Source organism: Citrobacter sedlakii, assembly GCF_018128425.1.
In the GTDB taxonomy this organism is placed as follows: domain Bacteria; phylum Pseudomonadota; class Gammaproteobacteria; order Enterobacterales; family Enterobacteriaceae; genus Citrobacter_A; species Citrobacter_A sedlakii.
This window is the reverse complement of record NZ_CP071070.1, coordinates 2666414-2683662: the sequence shown is the minus strand read 5'-3', so window position 1 is coordinate 2683662 and position 17249 is coordinate 2666414. Positions and strand designations below refer to the sequence as shown.

General features: G+C 56.2%; 12 protein-coding genes and 2 pseudogenes. 7 read left to right on the top strand and 7 right to left on the bottom strand.

Annotation, left to right across the window (positions count from 1 at the left end):
• Window positions 1-51 precede the first annotated feature (51 nt).
• Window positions 52-1584 (bottom strand): SpoVR family protein, encoded by a 1533-nt coding sequence (locus tag JY391_RS12860; RefSeq protein ID WP_042287691.1) that lies wholly within the window; start codon window positions 1582-1584, stop codon window positions 52-54.
• Between the two features lie 322 nt (window positions 1585-1906).
• On the opposite strand from JY391_RS12860, the gene JY391_RS12855 reads away from it, so the two are divergent.
• The 3 genes and pseudogenes from JY391_RS12855 to JY391_RS24075 all read left to right on the top strand — a co-directional run.
• Window positions 1907-3205 (top strand): D-amino acid dehydrogenase, encoded by a 1299-nt coding sequence (locus JY391_RS12855; RefSeq protein WP_042287690.1) that lies wholly within the window; start codon window positions 1907-1909, stop codon window positions 3203-3205.
• A gap of 12 nt (window positions 3206-3217) precedes the next feature.
• Window positions 3218-4288 carry a catabolic alanine racemase DadX gene (gene dadX, locus JY391_RS12850; protein WP_042287687.1) on the top strand — a complete coding sequence of 357 codons (1071 nt, stop codon included), beginning with the start codon at window positions 3218-3220 and terminating at the stop codon, window positions 4286-4288.
• A gap of 11 nt (window positions 4289-4299) precedes the next feature.
• Window positions 4300-4404, top strand: a pseudogene (locus tag JY391_RS24075) (hypothetical protein); the annotation flags it as partial.
• Here JY391_RS24075 and JY391_RS12845 read toward each other — a convergent pair.
• A pseudogene (locus tag JY391_RS12845) lies at window positions 4405-6075 on the bottom strand (potassium/proton antiporter); the annotation flags it as partial.
• Between the two features lie 95 nt (window positions 6076-6170).
• Entirely contained in the window at window positions 6171-7085 is a 915-nt protein-coding gene (gene ldcA, locus JY391_RS12840) for a muramoyltetrapeptide carboxypeptidase (protein WP_211934418.1), read from the bottom strand.
• A gap of 147 nt (window positions 7086-7232) precedes the next feature.
• Here ldcA and emtA point away from each other — a divergent pair, with 147 nt between their 5' ends.
• From emtA to JY391_RS12825, 3 genes are all read left to right on the top strand, one after another.
• Window positions 7233-7844 carry a membrane-bound lytic murein transglycosylase EmtA gene (emtA, locus tag JY391_RS12835; protein WP_042287680.1) on the top strand — a complete coding sequence of 204 codons (612 nt, stop codon included), beginning with the start codon at window positions 7233-7235 and terminating at the stop codon, window positions 7842-7844.
• 188 nt (window positions 7845-8032) lie between these two features.
• On the top strand, window positions 8033-8287 hold the full coding sequence (locus JY391_RS12830) for a GlsB/YeaQ/YmgE family stress response membrane protein (RefSeq protein ID WP_042287677.1): 255 nt from the start codon (window positions 8033-8035) through the stop codon (window positions 8285-8287).
• A 135-nt stretch (window positions 8288-8422) separates the two neighbouring features.
• Window positions 8423-10534, top strand: coding sequence for a TonB-dependent siderophore receptor (locus tag JY391_RS12825; protein WP_211935800.1), 2112 nt, complete (start codon window positions 8423-8425; stop codon window positions 10532-10534).
• Window positions 10535-10582: 48 nt separating this feature from the next.
• On the opposite strand, the gene JY391_RS12820 is transcribed toward JY391_RS12825, so the two are convergent.
• Window positions 10583-12289 carry an alpha,alpha-trehalase gene (locus tag JY391_RS12820; RefSeq protein ID WP_211934417.1) on the bottom strand — a complete coding sequence of 569 codons (1707 nt, stop codon included), beginning with the start codon at window positions 12287-12289 and terminating at the stop codon, window positions 10583-10585.
• A gap of 324 nt (window positions 12290-12613) precedes the next feature.
• Here JY391_RS12820 and JY391_RS12815 point away from each other — a divergent pair, with 324 nt between their 5' ends.
• On the top strand, window positions 12614-13969 hold the full coding sequence (locus JY391_RS12815; protein WP_211934416.1) for a glycoside-pentoside-hexuronide (GPH):cation symporter: 1356 nt from the start codon (window positions 12614-12616) through the stop codon (window positions 13967-13969).
• A 57-nt stretch (window positions 13970-14026) separates the two neighbouring features.
• Here the strand turns inward: JY391_RS12815 and dhaM are convergent, their stop codons facing one another.
• From dhaM to dhaK, 3 genes are read right to left on the bottom strand one after another with little or no spacing between them, the layout of a single operon-like run.
• Window positions 14027-15448 carry a dihydroxyacetone kinase phosphoryl donor subunit DhaM gene (gene dhaM, locus JY391_RS12810; protein ID WP_211934415.1) on the bottom strand — a complete coding sequence of 474 codons (1422 nt, stop codon included), beginning with the start codon at window positions 15446-15448 and terminating at the stop codon, window positions 14027-14029.
• Window positions 15449-15458: 10 nt separating this feature from the next.
• The gene (gene dhaL, locus JY391_RS12805) at window positions 15459-16091 is read right to left on the bottom strand and encodes a dihydroxyacetone kinase subunit DhaL (RefSeq protein WP_042287666.1); all 633 of its coding nucleotides are present in this window, start codon (window positions 16089-16091) and stop codon (window positions 15459-15461) included.
• A 10-nt stretch (window positions 16092-16101) separates the two neighbouring features.
• The gene (gene dhaK / locus JY391_RS12800) at window positions 16102-17172 is read right to left on the bottom strand and encodes a dihydroxyacetone kinase subunit DhaK (protein ID WP_211934414.1); all 1071 of its coding nucleotides are present in this window, start codon (window positions 17170-17172) and stop codon (window positions 16102-16104) included.
• Between the last annotated feature and the right edge of the window lie 77 nt (window positions 17173-17249).

Genomic DNA, 17249 nt, shown 5'->3' with positions numbered 1-17249 from the left:
GTTTTTTGCGTTTATCCAACCCGGCGGTTTCCCCTGCGGGCGACAGGGCGATTACAAACTGTTCACTCTCGCCGGGCAGCGTTCCAGTAGCTCAACGCTGCCGTCTTCGTTCTGCTGTTCCAGCGTCACGTCAAATCCCCATAGCCGATGCACGTGCTTCAGCACCTCTTTACGCCCCTTGTCCAGCGGCGCGCGGTTGTGCGGAATGTAGCGTAGCGTCAGAGAGCGATCGCCGCGCAGATCGACATTCCACACCTGGATATTTGGCTCAAGATTGCTCAGGTTATATTGTGACGACAGGCGATTGCGGATTTCACGGTAGCCTTCCTCGTTATGAATCGCAGAGATTTCCAGATAGTTATGCCGATCGTCGTCCAGCACCGTAAAGAAGCGGAAATCACGCATCACCTTCGGCGACAGGAACTGGCTAATGAAGCTTTCATCTTTAAAGTCGCGCATCGCAAAATGCAGCGTCTCCAGCCAGTCTGATCCCGCCATATCGGGGAACCAGTAGCGATCTTCTTCCGTTGGCGACTGACAGATGCGCTTGATGTCCTGGAACATCGCAAAGCCCAGCGCATAGGGATTAATGCCGCTGTACCATGGGCTGTTATAGGGCGGCTGGAACACCACGTTAGTGTGGCTGTGCAAAAATTCCAGCATAAAGCGCTCGGTGACTTTGCCTTCGTCGTAAAGATGATTCAGGATCGTATAGTGCCAGAAGGTGGCCCAGCCTTCGTTCATCACCTGGGTCTGCTTCTGCGGATAGAAATACTGGCTCACTTTGCGCACGATACGCAGGATCTCACGCTGCCAGGACTCCAGCAGTGGCGCGTTCTTCTCCATAAAGTAGAGCAAGTTCTCCTGCGGCTCCGACGGATAACGTCGCGCCTCGGCCACCGTTTTTTCTTCCTCTTTCTTCGGCAGTGTACGCCACAGCATGTTTACCTGGCTTTGCAGATATTCTTCACGGCTTTTCTGACGGGCTTTCTCCTCCTGCAAAGAGATTTTTTGCGGACGCTTGTAGCGATCAACCCCGTAATTCATCAGCGCATGACAGGAGTCCAGCAATTTTTCCACCTCATCAACGCCGTAACGCTCTTCGCACTGAGTGATGTAATTGCGGGCAAAAATCAGATAATCAACAATCGAGCTGGCGTCGGTCCAACTGCGGAACAGATAATTGTTTTTGAAGAAAGAGTTATGCCCGTAGCAGGCGTGAGCCATTACCAGCGCCTGCATGGTAATGGTGTTCTCTTCCATCAGATAAGCGATACACGGGTTCGAGTTAATGACAATCTCATAGGCCAGACCCTGCTGCCCATGTTTATACAATCTTTCGGTTTCGATAAACTTTTTGCCAAATGACCAGTGCGGATAATTGATCGGCATCCCGACGCTGGAATAGGCGTCCATCATCTGCTCGGAGGTGATGACCTCAATCTGGTGCGGATAGGTGTCCAGTCTGTAGAGTTTTGCCACGCGGTCTATTTCTGCCAGGTAAACATCCAGCAGATCAAACGTCCAGTCGGGTCCATCGCTCAACCGTGTGGTGTCCTTGTTCATGGAATCAATCGTAGCCATTCGCGCACCCTCATTGTTGGCGGCGCTCTCTGTGTGGAGCACCTCATTTCAAGCATAGAACACCCTGTTAAAAACCGTGTTGGCGATGCGATCTTTTCTTCGCGATTTCTGCTGGTTATCCCGCCAGAAATTGCCATCGCTACGCTATTTTATGCTGGATAAAAATTCGGCATAGCAGGAGATGCCAAACAATCGCTATCACCCTGCAATCGGCTATCTGTGAGGCAGGTCACCATAAAAAAGCCATATGTTGAATAATATTTTCATCTGGGTTATCAAGATGTAATTAGAAGATTGTTCTTTTACTGTTAACGGAGTGGCTATGCGAGTTGTCATACTGGGAAGTGGCGTCGTTGGCGTGACCAGCGCCTGGTATTTATGTCAGGCCGGGCACGAGGTTACCGTCATCGATCGTGAACCCGGTCCGGCGCTGGAAACCAGTGCCGCGAACGCTGGACAGATTTCACCAGGCTATGCCGCCCCCTGGGCGGCGCCAGGCGTTCCTTTAAAGGCAATTAAATGGATGTTCCAGCGCCACGCGCCGCTGGCCGTGCGTCTGGACGGTTCGCCGTTTCAACTTAAATGGATGTGGCAAATGCTGCGGAACTGCGACACCCGCCACTACATGGAAAACAAAGGCCGCATGGTGCGTCTCGCGGAGTACAGCCGCGACTGTCTGAAAGCGCTGCGTGCGTCAACCGGCATTCAGTACGAAGGACGTCAGGGCGGGACGCTACAACTCTTCCGCACCGAACAGCAGTATGAAAACGCCACCCGGGACATCGCGGTGCTGGAAGACGCGGGCGTGCCGTACCAGTTGCTGGAATCTGCCCGGCTGGCGGAAGTGGAACCGGCGCTGGCGGAAGTGGCGCATAAGCTGACCGGCGGGCTGCGGTTGCCGAACGACGAAACGGGCGACTGCCAGCTTTTTACCCAGCGACTGGCGCAAATGGCTGAACAGGCTGGCGTCACGTTCCGTTTCAACACGCCGGTGGACAAGCTGCTCTGTGAAGGCGAGCGTATCTATGGCGTGAAGTGCGGCGACGAGATCATCAAAGCCGATGCGTATGTGATGGCCTTTGGCTCCTATTCCACGGCGATGCTGAAAGGCATTGTCGATATTCCGGTTTATCCGCTGAAAGGCTATTCGCTGACGATCCCTGTGGCGGAAGAGGACGGCGCGCCTGTTTCGACTATTCTTGATGAAACCTACAAAATCGCCATTACCCGTTTCGATCAGCGCATTCGTGTCGGGGGCATGGCGGAAATCGTCGGCTTTAATACCGAACTGCTCCAGCCGCGTCGGGAAACGCTGGAGATGGTGGTGCGCGATCTCTACCCGCGCGGTGGACGCATTGAACAGGCCACATTCTGGACCGGGCTGCGCCCAATGACGCCGGATGGTACGCCAGTCGTGGGGCGAACCCGCTTTAAAAATCTGCTGCTGAATACCGGACACGGGACGCTGGGGTGGACCATGGCCTGCGGCTCCGGACAGCTCCTGAGCGATATCCTCTCTGGCCGCACGCCCGCGATCCCGTATGAGGATTTGAGCGTGGCGCGTTACAGCCCGGGGTATACGCCATCCCGGCCACAGCAACTTCATGGCGCACATCACTGATAAGGATGCGAAATGACCCGCCCTATACTGGCCAGCCTTGACCTGCAGGCGATGAAACAGAATTTGAGTATTGTCCGTCAGGCTGCACCGGACGCCCGCGTCTGGTCAGTGGTTAAAGCCAACGCCTACGGACATGGCATTGAACGTATCTGGAATGCGTTAGGCGGCACCGATGGGTTTGCGCTGCTCAATTTAGAAGAAGCGATAACCCTGCGAGAGCGCGGCTGGAAAGGACCGATCCTGATGCTGGAAGGCTTCTTTCATGCAGACGATCTGACCGTATACGATACCTGGAGGCTGACAACGTGCGTACACAGCAACTGGCAGTTGAAGGCAATCCAGAACGCGAAACTCAACGCGCCGCTGGACGTGTACGTGAAAGTGAATACCGGGATGAACCGTCTTGGTTTTCTACCGGAACGGTTGCAGACAGTCTGGCAACAACTGCGGGCCATGCCGAACGTCGGCGAGATGACGCTGATGTCGCATTTTGCCGATGCTGAACACCCTGACGGCATCAATGAGGCGATGGCGCGGATTGCGCAGGCGACGGAAGGGCTGGAATGCCGCCGTTCGCTGGCGAATTCTGCGGCAACCTTGTGGCATCCGGAAGCCCACGGCGACTGGGTGCGACCGGGGATTATTCTGTACGGAGCGTCGCCTTCCGGCCAGTGGCGTGATATCGCCAATACCGGGCTGAAACCCGTCATGTCCCTTTGCAGCGAAATCATCGGCGTGCAGACGTTGAAAGCCGGCGACCGGGTTGGTTACGGCGGGCGTTTCACAGCCCAGCACGAACAGCGGATCGGTATTGTCGCGGCGGGGTATGCCGACGGCTATCCGCGCCACGCCCCAACGGGAACGCCGGTTCTGGTTGACGGCGTGCGCACGATGACGGTGGGTACGGTCTCTATGGATATGCTGGCGGTGGATTTAACGCCCTGTCCGCAGGCGGGGATTGGCACGCCGGTTGAGCTTTGGGGCAAAGAGATTAAGATTGACGACGTCGCCGCTGCCGCCGGCACCGTCGGTTATGAGCTCATGTGCGCTCTGGCGCTGCGCGTGCCGGTTGTGACGGTGTAACTTATTGAACGATGCCGGGCGACGGCTACGCGTGTCCGGCATCGCCATCGTTATTCTTCGTCTTCTTCTCCCGCCACGCGCACCCCGACTTTGCGCACTGCGTTATCTTCTTTTTCGGCGACCGTCCAGATCATGCCGGCAAATTCAACCTGGTCGCCCACGACTGGCGCGGCGCCGAGCAACTGCTGGACAATTTCACCCAGCGTCTGCTGTTTGTCGCGATACTCGGTTCCGTCTTCCAGCCCGTAAATCAGCGCCACATCGGCGAATTTCGCGCTCGCTTCCAGAATGAAATCACCGAAGAAACGCTGGTCCAGCGCCACCGGCGGTGACTGGCTGAAGAGTTTCCCCAGCGCAGGCAAATCGCGTTCGCGTCCTATCACGCAGAGCACATCGCCTTCCTGTAAACGGGTGCTGCCGGTTGGGTGAAACAGCTCATTGTTGCGGAACAGCGCTGCAATGCGCGTCTCCTGCGGCATATGCAGATCGCGAAGGGCCGCGCCCACACACCATTTGTCGGCGCTGAGCTGGTAGACAAACTGCTCCCAGGGGTTTTCCGGATGAATATCCAGTCCCACCCGGGAAACCGGCCAACCCACGGGCGGCACCACGACCTTCGCTTTTTTCGCCGCCCACGAGAGCGAGGTGCCCTGAAACAGCAACGAGATCAGCACCACGAAGAAGGCGACGTTGAAAAACAGGCGCGCGTTGTCCAGACCGGCCATCATCGGAAACACCGCAAGAATGATGGGAACCGCGCCGCGCAGTCCAACCCAACTGATGAATACCCGCTCGCGCAGGTTAAAGCCGCGGAACGGCAGTAACCCGGCAAAAACCGAAATGGGACGGGCAAAGAAAATCATCCACGCCGACAGCATCAGCGCCGGGACGGCTATGGGCAGCAGGTCAGACGGCGTAACGAGCAGTCCCAGTACGAGGAACATGGCAATTTGCGCCAGCCAGGCCAGCCCATCGAAGTTTTGCAGTATCGCGTAACGGTTGCGGATCGGGCGGTTGCCCAGCAAAAAGCCGCACAGGTACACCGCCAGGATCCCGCTGCCGTCCAGCGCGGTGGTTAAGGCGAAAATCAGGATCCCGCCGCTCAGCGCCAGCAGCGGATACAGACCGCCGGGCAAGGAGATGCGGTTGATCATCTGTTGAAGCAGGTAGCCGCCGCCTAAGCCAAGCGCGATCCCGAGACCAAACTGCTGAATGATATGGACCGCGAACATCCAGCTCAGGCCGGTCTCATGCTGCTGGATCATCTCAATCAGGGTAATGGTGAGGAATACCGCCATCGGGTCGTTACTGCCGGATTCGATTTCCAGCGTTGAGCCCACGCGTTCGTTCAGCCCCTTGCCGCCGAGCAGCGAAAAAACCGCCGCGGCGTCGGTAGAGCCGACAATCGCGCCAATCAGCAAGCCTTCGATCAGGTCCAGCTTAAACAGCCACGCCGCCATCATGCCGGTCAAGCCAGAGGTGATCAGCACGCCGACGGTCGCCAGCGACAGCGCCGGACCCAGCGCGACGCGAAAGGAACTGGCCTGGGTACGCATCCCGCCATCCAGCAGGATAATCGCCAGCGCCAGGTTACTGACCATATATGCAAACGGATAGTTGTCGAACGGTATACCGCCCACGCCATCAACGCCTGCCAGCATGCCGATGGCGAGGAAAATAACCAGAATGGGGATACCGAGACGTGACGAAAATGAACTGAGTAAGATACTGCTGGTGACGAGGACGGACCCCAGGATAAAAAGACTGATTATTGCAGTGGCGTCCAACGGTCGTATTCTCCTCAATTATGCTTTTTTATTCATTAAGCCTAACATATTAACGACCGTTCCCGCGGATTAGTTAGCCCTCGCCAGCGCTTTTTTTAAGATTTCAATACCGGATGACCGGACAGCGTAAGCTGAGCGCCATTGGCGTCATTACGCAAAACCGCATGCGCACCCAGCGGCAGCGTCACGGTGCGTTGTTCGTGGCCAAAATCAAGCCCGGTGATGAGCGGAATAGCGAGGCGTTCGCGTAAGAACGCATAGACGGCGTTGAGATCGTATCCCGCGTCATACTCATTTGGCGCGCTACCGCTAAAGCTACCCAGCACAATGGCGTTCTGACGGTTGAGGATGCCCGCGTCAAAAAGTTGCAGTAGCATACGCTCAACGCGGAAGGGGTGCTCGTTGATATCTTCCAGCACCAGAATACCGTTTTCAATTTTCGGTATCCACGGCGTGCCGATGAGGGAAATCAGCATCGCCAGGTTACCGCCCCAGAGAGTGCCTTCGGTATGACACGCCGGGCCTTCGCTGCGCCACGCCACTGAATACACCGCGTTACGTAGCGCCCGCCAGAAATGATCTTCCGTAAAACGGTCCAGTTCCGGCGCGCCAAAATTGCCTGCCAGCATCGGACCGCTGAAGGTAATGACCTTACCCAACGCCAGCAAACCGCACTGGATCGCCGTAAAATCGCTGTGTCCGCATATAAGCAGCGGATCCTGCTGCTGACGCGCGGCCAGCGCCTGCCAGTCGATATGCGCCAGCAGACGGCTCGCGCCGTACCCGCCGCGCACTGGCATGACGATAGTACCAGGCATCGTCAGGTTAACCAGTTCAGTGATATCCGCCAGGCGCTCCGCTTCGGTACCGGCAAAACGCTGATAACGTCGTCCAACCACGGCGGTATTTTCTACCTGGTGACCAGCCTGTTCCAGACGTTGAATACCCAGTGAAGCCGCTTGCTGATTAATGCAATAGCCCGAAGGGGCAATTAAGTGAAACCGGGACATGGCAATTCCTTGCTACAACAGAAACCTAATGTATATCATGCCGCCTATAGTAGAACGTTTTGCCGGATAACGCCTGGCTTATCCGGCCTGCATTGTTGTATTGACGCCGAATAAACGCCCGATGCGTCGGCCATAAGGACAGATGACGTGAAATTGAGATGGTTTGCTTTTTTGATTGTGCTGCTTGCTGGCTGTAGTTCAAAACCCGATTATAAAAATCCGCCGTGGAACCCGGAAGTGCCGGTAAAACGGGCAATGCAGTGGATGCCGATCAGTGAGAAAGCCGGCGCAGCCTGGGGTGTCAGCCCGAAGCTGATTACCGCGATTATCGCCATTGAATCCGGCGGCAACCCCAGTGTGGTAAGCAAATCCAACGCTGTCGGGCTGATGCAGCTTAAGGCGTCCACCTCCGGGCGCGATGTGTACCGTCGTATGGGCTGGAGCGGCGAGCCTTCCACCAGCGAACTGAAAAACCCGGAGCGTAACATTTCGATGGGCGCCGCTTACCTGAGCATTCTGGAAAACGGTCCGCTCGCAGGCATCGAAGACCCGCAGGTGATGCAGTACGCGCTGGTGGTTTCGTATGCGAACGGCGCGGGTGCGCTGCTGCGTACCTTCTCCTCCGACCGTAAAAAGGCGATCGAAAAAATTAACGATCTGGATGCGGACGAATTTTTTGAGCATGTCGTCGATAACCATCCCGCGCCGCAGGCGCCGCGCTATATCTGGAAGCTACAACGCGCGTTGGACGCGATGTAATTATGTGCCCAGGTTGCAGGTTTTCGAGGGGTTATCGGCAGGGCGCGGCAGAACCTGAGACAACCCTTATCTACACCACAAGGAATAATTGCACTGCCCGGTTCGGCGTGGATCAACGACTTGCCTATACTTAGCTTACGGGCGCAAGAAGGTGTTGCGTGTGGTTTCACTGAACAGAGGGCCTCAACATGGGGATCATTGCCTGGATTGTTTTCGGTCTGATTGCCGGTGTTATTGCCAAACTGCTGATGCCGGGGCGCGACGGCGGCGGGTTTATTCTCACCTGCATACTCGGTATTGTGGGGGCGGTAGTGGGGGGCTGGCTGGCGACCATGTTCGGCATTGGCGGCAGCATCAGCGGTTTTAATCTGCACAGTTTCCTCGTCGCGGTGGTGGGCGCCGTTGTGGTGCTGGGCGTTTTCCGGCTTGTGCGGCGCGACTAACCCTCGGCACAACGGCTCCTGCGGGAGCCGTTGTTTTATGCGAAAAAATATACCGTAGAAAGGGTGTTGTTGATTTGCAAATAAAAATGAGAATAATTGCTATTCCTATTTCATATTATAACGATTCTCATGATGATAACCCCTTCACGCTTTCGCTTGCGCGCGCTCTCTGGCTGTATCTCACTGGCTCTGACCACTTCCTGTTATGCCGCAGAGGCAGACGAAGCCACTATCGTGGTGTCCGCGTCGGGGCAGGAGAGCTTGCTGCCTGCCTGGACCAACAGCGCGACCAAATCCGCAGCGCCTGAAAGTAAGACGCCGCAGGTGATTAATACTCTCGATAAAAAAGAAATCACGCTGCGCCATGCAACGTCGGTTAACGAGATATTGCGCTACGCACCGGGCGTGTCAACGGAAATGCGCGGCAATACGACCTACATGAGCGAGTACAAAATCCGCGGTTTCACCGTCGATCAAGAGTACTACAACGGCTTACAGTTGCCGTATAACGTCACGGGCAACACTAAAGCGCGCATCGATCCGCTGCTCATTGAACATGTCGATATTCTCAAAGGCCCCGCGTCGGTGCTGTACGGCAACGGCTCGCCGGGTGGGCTGGTGAATATTCAGGGCAAGACGCCGCAGGCGGAGCAGAAAACGGAGTTGGGTGTTATGACCGGTACGCGCAACCTGAAAGAAGGGTATCTGGACGCAACGGGAAACATCCGTGACAGCGACTGGAATTATCGCCTGCTCGGGAAAGCGACGGAAGGGAACGATCAGCCATATACCACGCGCTATGAAGATTACCTGCTTGCACCCTCCGTGAGCTGGCAGCCGGACGGCAGAACGCGTCTGACGATGGATGCGCTGGTACAAAATACGCCGTCGCTGTCGCCGTCGAATCCATTGCCCATCGCATATCTGCGCTCCGGTTATGCCGACCGTCGGGATTTTGCAGGCGATAAGTGGAGCGGCTTCAAACAACGTCAGTGGATGCTGGGCTACCATCTCGAACATGCGTTCGAGAGCGGCTGGGGATTCAGCCAGAAAGCGCGGTATTTTGACGTCGATACCCACCAGCGCAGCGTCTATGCCACCGGCAATGGCGTCAACCCGGTCTGGATGCTCGATCGCTTTGCCTACACCACTGATGAAGATCTTAAGAGCGTTAACATTGATAACCAGTTAACCAAAACGGTGCTGTTGGGCGACTGGCAGCATCACCTGCTGGCCGGTTTCGACTATCAGAAACTCGACAGCCATTATTTCTATCGTTATGCCAGCGCCACGCCGGGCATTGACATGCGCCATCCGGATTTCCACCAGATTCATACTGACGATCTCGGCCTGTACACCGCGCAAAAAAATCGTCTTTCTTACCGACAAAATGGTTACTATCTCCAGGACCAGATCATCTTTGGCGGCGTAAACCTGCTGGCCAGTATCCGCTACGATGACTATCGCTCGACGACCACTGACGCGCTGCAGAACGGCGAGAAAACGTGGATCTCCCAGGATCGGGTGACCAAACGTATTGGCGCGCTGTACGCTTTTGCTAACGGACTATCCCCGTTTATCAGCTATTCTGAAGGCTTCAGGCCGATTTCGCCGCAGGGCACGCTGACGACCAAAGACGTGAAGCCGACCACCAGCAAACAGGTGGAGGGCGGGGCGAAGTATCTGCTGGCTGACTATGCCACCACCTTTACCGCTTCGGTATTCACTATTCGTCAGAAAAATGTCCTTTCGGCGACGCCAACATGGGATTACCGCCAGACTGGCGAAATTGAGTCAAAAGGCGCTGAGCTGTCCCTCATCAGTCGTCCTGCTGACAACGTCACGCTGATCGCCAACTACGCCTACACCCATGCGATTAATACGAAAGATGAAAGCTACGAAGGAAAACGGCCCACTCAGGTACCGGAAAACGCCTTTACGCTGTGGGGCGATTACACCTTCGATAGCACTGCGCTACGCGGGCTCATGCTGGGCGCTGGCGCGCGCTACACCGGACCGATGGAGATTTCGCCGGATAACACAGCCGGGAAGCTGGGCGGCACGACGCAGTACGATCTGGCAATGTCTTACCGCCTGGGCGAAGTGTTACCTTCGCTCAGCGGCGTGACGCTAAAGGCCAGCGCGCAGAATGTCACCAATAAAGAGACCTTCAGTTGCTACGACAGCACCAACTGTTGGATCGGGCGCGACCGGACTGTTCAGGTTGGCGCCAGCTACAGTTTCTGACAGAGATCTGCGCACCGGCCTGGCGCCCCAGGCCGGTTAGCGCCATGATTACGGCGTGGCTTGTGTTTGCGCGTTTTCAGCGCTTGTCGGCTGAACGGCAGGCCGGGTGGAGGGGACGCTGTCGCAGGGTTTTTCCTGCGGACAGATCAGGTCGAGCATTTTCAGCGTGACGCCGTTCGTCCAGCCAAACCCATCCTGCAGCGGATATTCACCGCCGCCACCGCCGGTGCCAGTGCTGCTGACATCATACTTCTCTACCAGCTTCTGTTCCCGATCGTAGGTGTGCTGAACATTAGTCAGGAAACGCCAGGTCACCTCCATCGCCACTTTTTCCTGCCCGTAGTTCTGCAATCCTTCGGTGGCGACCCACTGGAGCGGCGCCCAGCCGTTTGGCGCATCCCATTGCTGACCGCTTTTCACCGACGTAGTGGCAAGGCCGCCAGGCTGGAGCAGGTGCGCCTGGGTAGCGACGGCCATTTTGTGGGCGCGATCTTTCGCGGCGGCATTGACGTACAGCGGGAACAGCGCGGCGGCGGTAAGCGGATTACGTACCTGTTTGCTCTTAAGATCGTAGTCGGCGTACCAGCCCTCTTTGTCGTTCCACAGGTAATGTTCGATGGCTTTCTGACGTTCGTTCGCTAACCGATCATAATGACTGGCCTGTGCGTCGTCGCCTGCTGCTTTGCTCGCGCGGGCGAGGATTTTTTCCATCTTGTAAAGCAGGGAGTTGAGATCCACGGGCACAATGCTGGTGGTCCGAATCGTACCGAGCTGCTGCGGATCATCCATCCAGCGCGAGCTGAAATCCCAGCCAGAGGCCGCAGCCGAACGCAGATCGCGGTAGATTTCCGTGGCCGGACGATTGGGGTTGCTTTTCGCGGTGGCGATATCCTCCACCCAGGATTCGGGGCGCGGCGTATCCCGTTCGTCCCAGTAGCGATTGAGTACGGCACCGTCATCCATTTTCACCACCCGCTTATGCTGTTGGCCTGGCTGTAACGTGTCGACGCCTTCCATCCAGTAGCTGTACTCTTTTTGTAACTGCGGCAAATATTTTTTCAGCGTGTCATCGCCTTCATGCTGCGCCAGTAATTCGACCATAAAAGAAAAGAAGGGCGGTTGCGAGCGGCTCAGATAATAGGTGCGGTTACCGTTCGGGATATGCCCGAAGGCGTCAATTTCCCAGGCGAAGTTCGCCACCATATCGGCAATTTTGTCCCAGTGACCGCTTTCGGCCAGCCCCAGCATGGTGAAATAGCTGTCCCAGTAGTAGATCTCGCGAAAGCGCCCGCCGGGCACCACATAAGGTTCAGGCAGCGGCAGCAGGGAGTCCCATTTACCCGCGCTTTCGGTTGAACGGGTCAGTACCGGCCACAGTCCGTCAATATGTTCGCGCAGCGACTGCCCCGCTGGCGGGACATATTTTTCCCCTTCTTTCGGTAAGGTGAAGTTGACGTTGACGAAGTGGCGCAAGTCAAAGCTGGACTGGTTTTTCTGCATCCGATAGTCCGCAAGGATGGTCAGCGGATCGTTATTCGGTACGGCGTCAGCAAAGGTTTTCTGATCGGGAAACAATTTTGCGTTTTGCACATCATTAAACAGGGGACCGAGCAAAATGTCGGGCGGCTGCGGCGGGTTGGTCATCGGTTCTTCTGCATTGGCCGACAATGAGGCAAAGGTGAGAAGGGTGCCGGTCAGCGCCAGTTTAATGGCCCAGGATAGCGCGCCTGTATGGCGAACAGCGGGGGTAAGCATTGAATAATCTCCTTAGTGCGTACCGGATTACGGCATTTATCATGAGAAAATCGTAGTTCAGGATCGCCTGCTGCGCGTCGTTGAAGCCGCATTTTGCGAAGCTACAGACATTTTTGTTATCCGGGTATGACGTAATGGCGGGAAATATATTCACCAAAATAATAACAATAGCCGAAGCGCACGCAGGTTATGAAGAGCGATCACAGAAGATAAAAAACATAAGAAATGAATCAAAAAACATAATAGACCGAAAAAAGCATCTGTGAAGAAATGCACGCACCGGGATGTTGTGTGCTGCTTTTATTATTTTATTAAGGATAAATTATGTCTGAAGTGGAACAATTACCCATAAAAGAAAAAATAGGTTATAGCCTGGGCGACGCCGCAAGCCATATTGTCTTTGACTCTTCCGTTGCCATTCTGGCCTATTTTTATACCGATATTTATGGCCTGCCGCCCGCCGTAATGGGGACCATGTTTTTGCTGGTCCGTCTGCTGGACGCCATTACCGATCCGGTGATGGGTGCAATTGCCGATGCGACCGCGACGCGCTGGGGCCGCTTTCGTCCGTGGCTGCTGGCAATCTGTATCCCTTTTGCCGTGAGCTGCGTGCTGGTCTATTCCACGCCAGATTTTAGCGACAGCGGTAAAATAGCCTATGCCGTCGCGGCTTATATATTTATGACATTAATGTATACCGCCATTAATATTCCTTACTGCTCGTTAGGCGCGGCATTAACCGCCGATCCCAATGAGAATTTATCACTGCAATCCTGGCGGTTCGCCATTACGCCTATTGGCGGCGCGTTAGGCACCGCCTTTATTCTGCCGGTGGCGGATTACCTCTCGCCGGGCGACAGAGCGAGCGGTATTCAACTGGCGATGGCGTTGTTTGGCGCGATTGGCTGCGTTATGTTTTTGATCTGCTTCCTGACCACCAAAGAACGCGTTCAGCCGATTAAAGAGGAGAATATGAACATCGCCCGCGATGTGAAAATCCTTTTTCAAAACGAGCAGTGGCGTATTTTGTCGGTCTATAACTTTATGATGCTGGTGGCGGTAGTGATCCGCGGCGGCGCAGTGGTGTATTACGTTAACACGGTGCTGAACAAAGGTGCGGATGTGATCACCTGGTTTATGCTTGGCGGGATGTTTGCATCAATGCTCGGTTCGGTGCTGGCGAAACCGTTTGGCACCCGCTTTTGCAAAATTAAGCTCTCTTTCTGGATCAATATTCTCAACGCCGCGCTCGGCGTAGCCTGTTATTTCCTGCCGGTAGAATGGTTGATTGTCCCGCTGCTGGCGCATCTGGCGATCCAGATTATTCAGGGCGGCAATGGCGCGATTCAATGGTCGATGATCACTGATGCTAATAACTACGGTGAATGGAAAACCCGTCGGCGAATCACCGGAATGAACGTCGCGGCGAACATTTTTGTCATCAAACTTGGCGTTGCGGTTGGTGGTGCGATTATCGGTTGGGTACTGGCGTTTTACGGTTACGCCACCAACAGCGACACCCAGCCGGACGGCGCCGTGGATGGCGTGATAATGCTGTTTACGCTGCTGCCCGCGCTGTTTTATTTACTCACCGCGGTGTCGATTAAGTTTTACCAGCTCAATGCCGACAAAATGCATGCTGTGGTTCAGGACCTGCAAAAAGGTCAGTTTGCGGGCTAACGGTAGGGTAAGCGTGTATCCGGCCCACTGAACACTGCGGACCGGATACCGGCAGGGTCATTTCTGTCGTAAGACACGCTGCCCCGCGACGTCGAGCGTCAGCGCCTCGCCGGTTTGTACTGCATCCAGCGCATGGCCCTGCTGACAAACCCAGGCGATGCCCATTTCACGGGCGATAAGCGCGCCGTGCGCAAGCGGGCTTCCGCCACGCAGACAAATGCCTTTCACCACCGCAGGGTCAAGCGCCACCACGGTGGAAGGGCAGAGATCGTCCGCCACCAGAATCGCCGGAGCAGTAAACTCAGGCAACGTAAGCGGGCATTGTTGCAGATGACGCAGACTACGCTGCAACAGATCGTCAATGTCGATATCGCGCGCCCGCAGATAAGCGTCATCAAGCTGGCGATACTGCTCGCTCATCTCCGTTAATACCTGCTGCCATGCGTACTCTGCGGTGCAGTGCTCGCTTCGCAGTAATTCACAAGCGCGGGTAAACAGCTCCGGGTCGTCGAGCAGCATATGGTGGCCGGAGAAGATCGCCGCCAGATCGCCCGGCCAGCTCGCCTCGACGCGGGTTACCAGTGACATCAAATCCAGCAGGGTGAGATCCAACGCGTTGCGCAGACGTGACTGTTCTGCCGTGACGCTCAATACGCTCTTTTTAACGACGGGGGGCAGTGTCGGCGCATAGCGGTATGCTTTTCCCGTTACCGCCGCCGTCGCAGTCTGCATTGCCGGCGCTGCTGCCGACTCGCCAAAATTCGCGGCCGCCAGTTGGCTGAACGCCGCCAGCGCGTCATCCGCCTGCTCGCCACGGGCTAACAGGCGAATAGTGTCATTACAACGTATCTGCAACAACGCAATCTGATTCAGGCTGTCCGGGGTCACGCATTTGCCGTTCTTTTCCAGCAGAAGGGCGGCGTTAAAGCCGGACAGCGTCGAAACCAGCCGCGACGCCGGACGCACATGCAGCCCGTTGTGATTCTTTACCACCACCGAAACCGACTTCGCTTCGCCGTCCGCAAGCGCGAGCGAGGGCGCGGCCTGCGTCTGGGGGGCTGGGGAAGGTAAACCTAACTGCTCACGTTTCGCCTCCAGCGCATTCATCGCATCAGCAACGACTTTATCGATATCCGCGCCTGCCGCAGCACTCACCGTGGCCGCAAGCGTGCCCTCCACCAGCGGCGCGGCGCACAGGCGAACTTTCGCGGCAACAGCCGGTTCGAGCAGTTCCAGCGCTGTTTCCGCGCTCAGCAACGCGCTGCCGATATCCATCATCACCAGCACGTTGTCGGCATCGGCAACAGACTCGATAGCCGCCATCACTTTTATCGGGTCGGTACCGATAGGGTTTTGCGGATCGTCGATCCCGGCGGCAATGGCGATCTTACAATCTTCGCCCATTAACATTTGCCGCGCTAACTCGCCGACCCCTTCACCCAGCCGGGCGCTATGAGAAACAATCACCAGGTTTACCATCACACCGTCCTTACTCTTTTGCCGCTGCGCTCAGCATCTGGGTAATAAACATGACCGAGGTTGCGCCAGGATCCTGATGCCCAATGCTGCGCTCGCCCAGATAGCTGGCGCGCCCTTTGCGTGCCTGCATCGTAATCGTACTTTGCGCGGCGGCTTCCGCCTGCGCGGCGGCGGCGTCCAGGGCGGCGGGTATGGACAGATTTTGTTCGCAGGCCAGACGCAACGACTCGACCACCGGCAGCCAAACGTCGCACATTGTTTTATCCCCCGGTTCCGCTTTGCCCCGGCTGATGACGCCATCTGCGCCTTCGCGCATCATCTGATAAAGTTCTTCCAGCGACAGACTCTGATGGGCTTGCGTCACCTGGGCGGCGCGGATAAAAAAGGTACCAAACAGCGGGCCGCTGGCGCCGCCGACGCTGGAAAGCAGCGTCATGCCGGTATTTTTCAAAATAAAACCGATATCTTTGTCGGCAATAGCGGGTAATTTTTCTACCACCTTGCTAAAACCGCGATGCATATTCAGACCGTGGTCGGCGTCGCCTATTTCGCGATCCAGCCCGGTGAGATAATCGCTTTGCTGGTTGAAAATGTCGCCGCAGCGATAGAGCCAGTTGACGATTTGCGTTCTGGTCAGTGACATAACGTTCTCCTTAGTTTCCCCAGTTCAGGGCCGGGGTGTGAACCGGGGCGTCCCATAATGCGAGGGTGTCGTCGTCCACTTTCAACAGGGTGATGGAAAAGCCGGACATATCGAGCGACGTGCAGTAGGCGCCGATCAGATTGCGCTCGATAATCATTCCTGCCTCCTGGCAGCGCGTTTCCAGGCGATTGTAAACGCCGTAGAGTTCCGAAAGCGGCGTCGCGCCGAGATTATTGACCAGCGCAATTACCCGGTCGCCGCGCTGTAAAGGCTGCTTGTTTTGTTTGTCTTCCAGCCAGACGCCCTGCTGTGGATCCCAGTGGCGCAGCGTACGGCTATAGGCACCGTTTTCCAGCAGCGTATCGAACATCTGATCCACGGTCTCATCCAGCGAGGAAAAGGCGCGACGGTCGATACCTGGCTCACCGTGAATACCCACGCCGAACTCCATTTCGTTGTCGTTCAGGGTGAAAGATGGTTTACCGGCGGCGGGAACCGTGCAGGCCGCAAGAGCGACGCCAATCGAATGACCGTGATTATTCAGTCTGCGGCCCAGCGCAGCGCAGGCTTCCAGCGAGTCGCCGCGCTCTGCCGCCGCGCCGACCAGCTTTTCTATCAGGACCGTATTGGCGACGCCGCGACGTCCGGCGGTATACAGGCTGTCTTTGACCGCCACGTCGTCGTCAACCACAACGGTGGTGACCTTCACGCCGCTGTCGTGGAGCAGTTCGGTGGCGGTTTCAAAGTTGAGGATATCGCCAGTGTAGTTTTTAATAATCAGCAGCACGCCTTCGCCGCCGTCAATCTGCATGGCGCACTCAAACATTTTATCCGGCGTCGGCGAGGTGAATATTTCGCCGGGGCAGGCGCCGGAGAGCATTCCCCGCCCAATATAGCCACAGTGCATCGGCTCATGCCCGCTTCCGCCGCCGGACAGCAGCGCCACTTTGCCCTGAACGGGGGCATCCGCGCGGGTGACATACACCGGATCCTGATGCAGGGTCAGCGTAGGGTAGGCTTTCGCCAGGCCCGCCAGTTGTTCACTCAGTACGTCTTCCACACGGTTAATTAACTTTTTCATTTTTTGCTCCGGGTTATCTCCAGGGACAGGACGTGTTCAACATCACGGCGACCGCGCGCTGCCGATAGCGCAATTGT

Coding starts and splice junctions, on each gene's coding strand:
- JY391_RS12860 (WP_042287691.1), bottom strand. CDS start 1,584: ATGGCTACGATTGATTCCATGAACAAGGACACCACACGGTTGAGCGAT.
- JY391_RS12855 (WP_042287690.1), top strand. CDS start 1,907: ATGCGAGTTGTCATACTGGGAAGTGGCGTCGTTGGCGTGACCAGCGCC.
- dadX (WP_042287687.1), top strand. CDS start 3,218: ATGACCCGCCCTATACTGGCCAGCCTTGACCTGCAGGCGATGAAACAG.
- ldcA (WP_211934418.1), bottom strand. CDS start 7,085: ATGTCCCGGTTTCACTTAATTGCCCCTTCGGGCTATTGCATTAATCAG.
- JY391_RS12830 (WP_042287677.1), top strand. CDS start 8,033: ATGGGGATCATTGCCTGGATTGTTTTCGGTCTGATTGCCGGTGTTATT.
- JY391_RS12820 (WP_211934417.1), bottom strand. CDS start 12,289: ATGCTTACCCCCGCTGTTCGCCATACAGGCGCGCTATCCTGGGCCATT.
- JY391_RS12815 (WP_211934416.1), top strand. CDS start 12,614: ATGTCTGAAGTGGAACAATTACCCATAAAAGAAAAAATAGGTTATAGC.
- dhaM (WP_211934415.1), bottom strand. CDS start 15,448: ATGGTAAACCTGGTGATTGTTTCTCATAGCGCCCGGCTGGGTGAAGGG.
- dhaL (WP_042287666.1), bottom strand. CDS start 16,091: ATGTCACTGACCAGAACGCAAATCGTCAACTGGCTCTATCGCTGCGGC.
- dhaK (WP_211934414.1), bottom strand. CDS start 17,172: ATGAAAAAGTTAATTAACCGTGTGGAAGACGTACTGAGTGAACAACTG.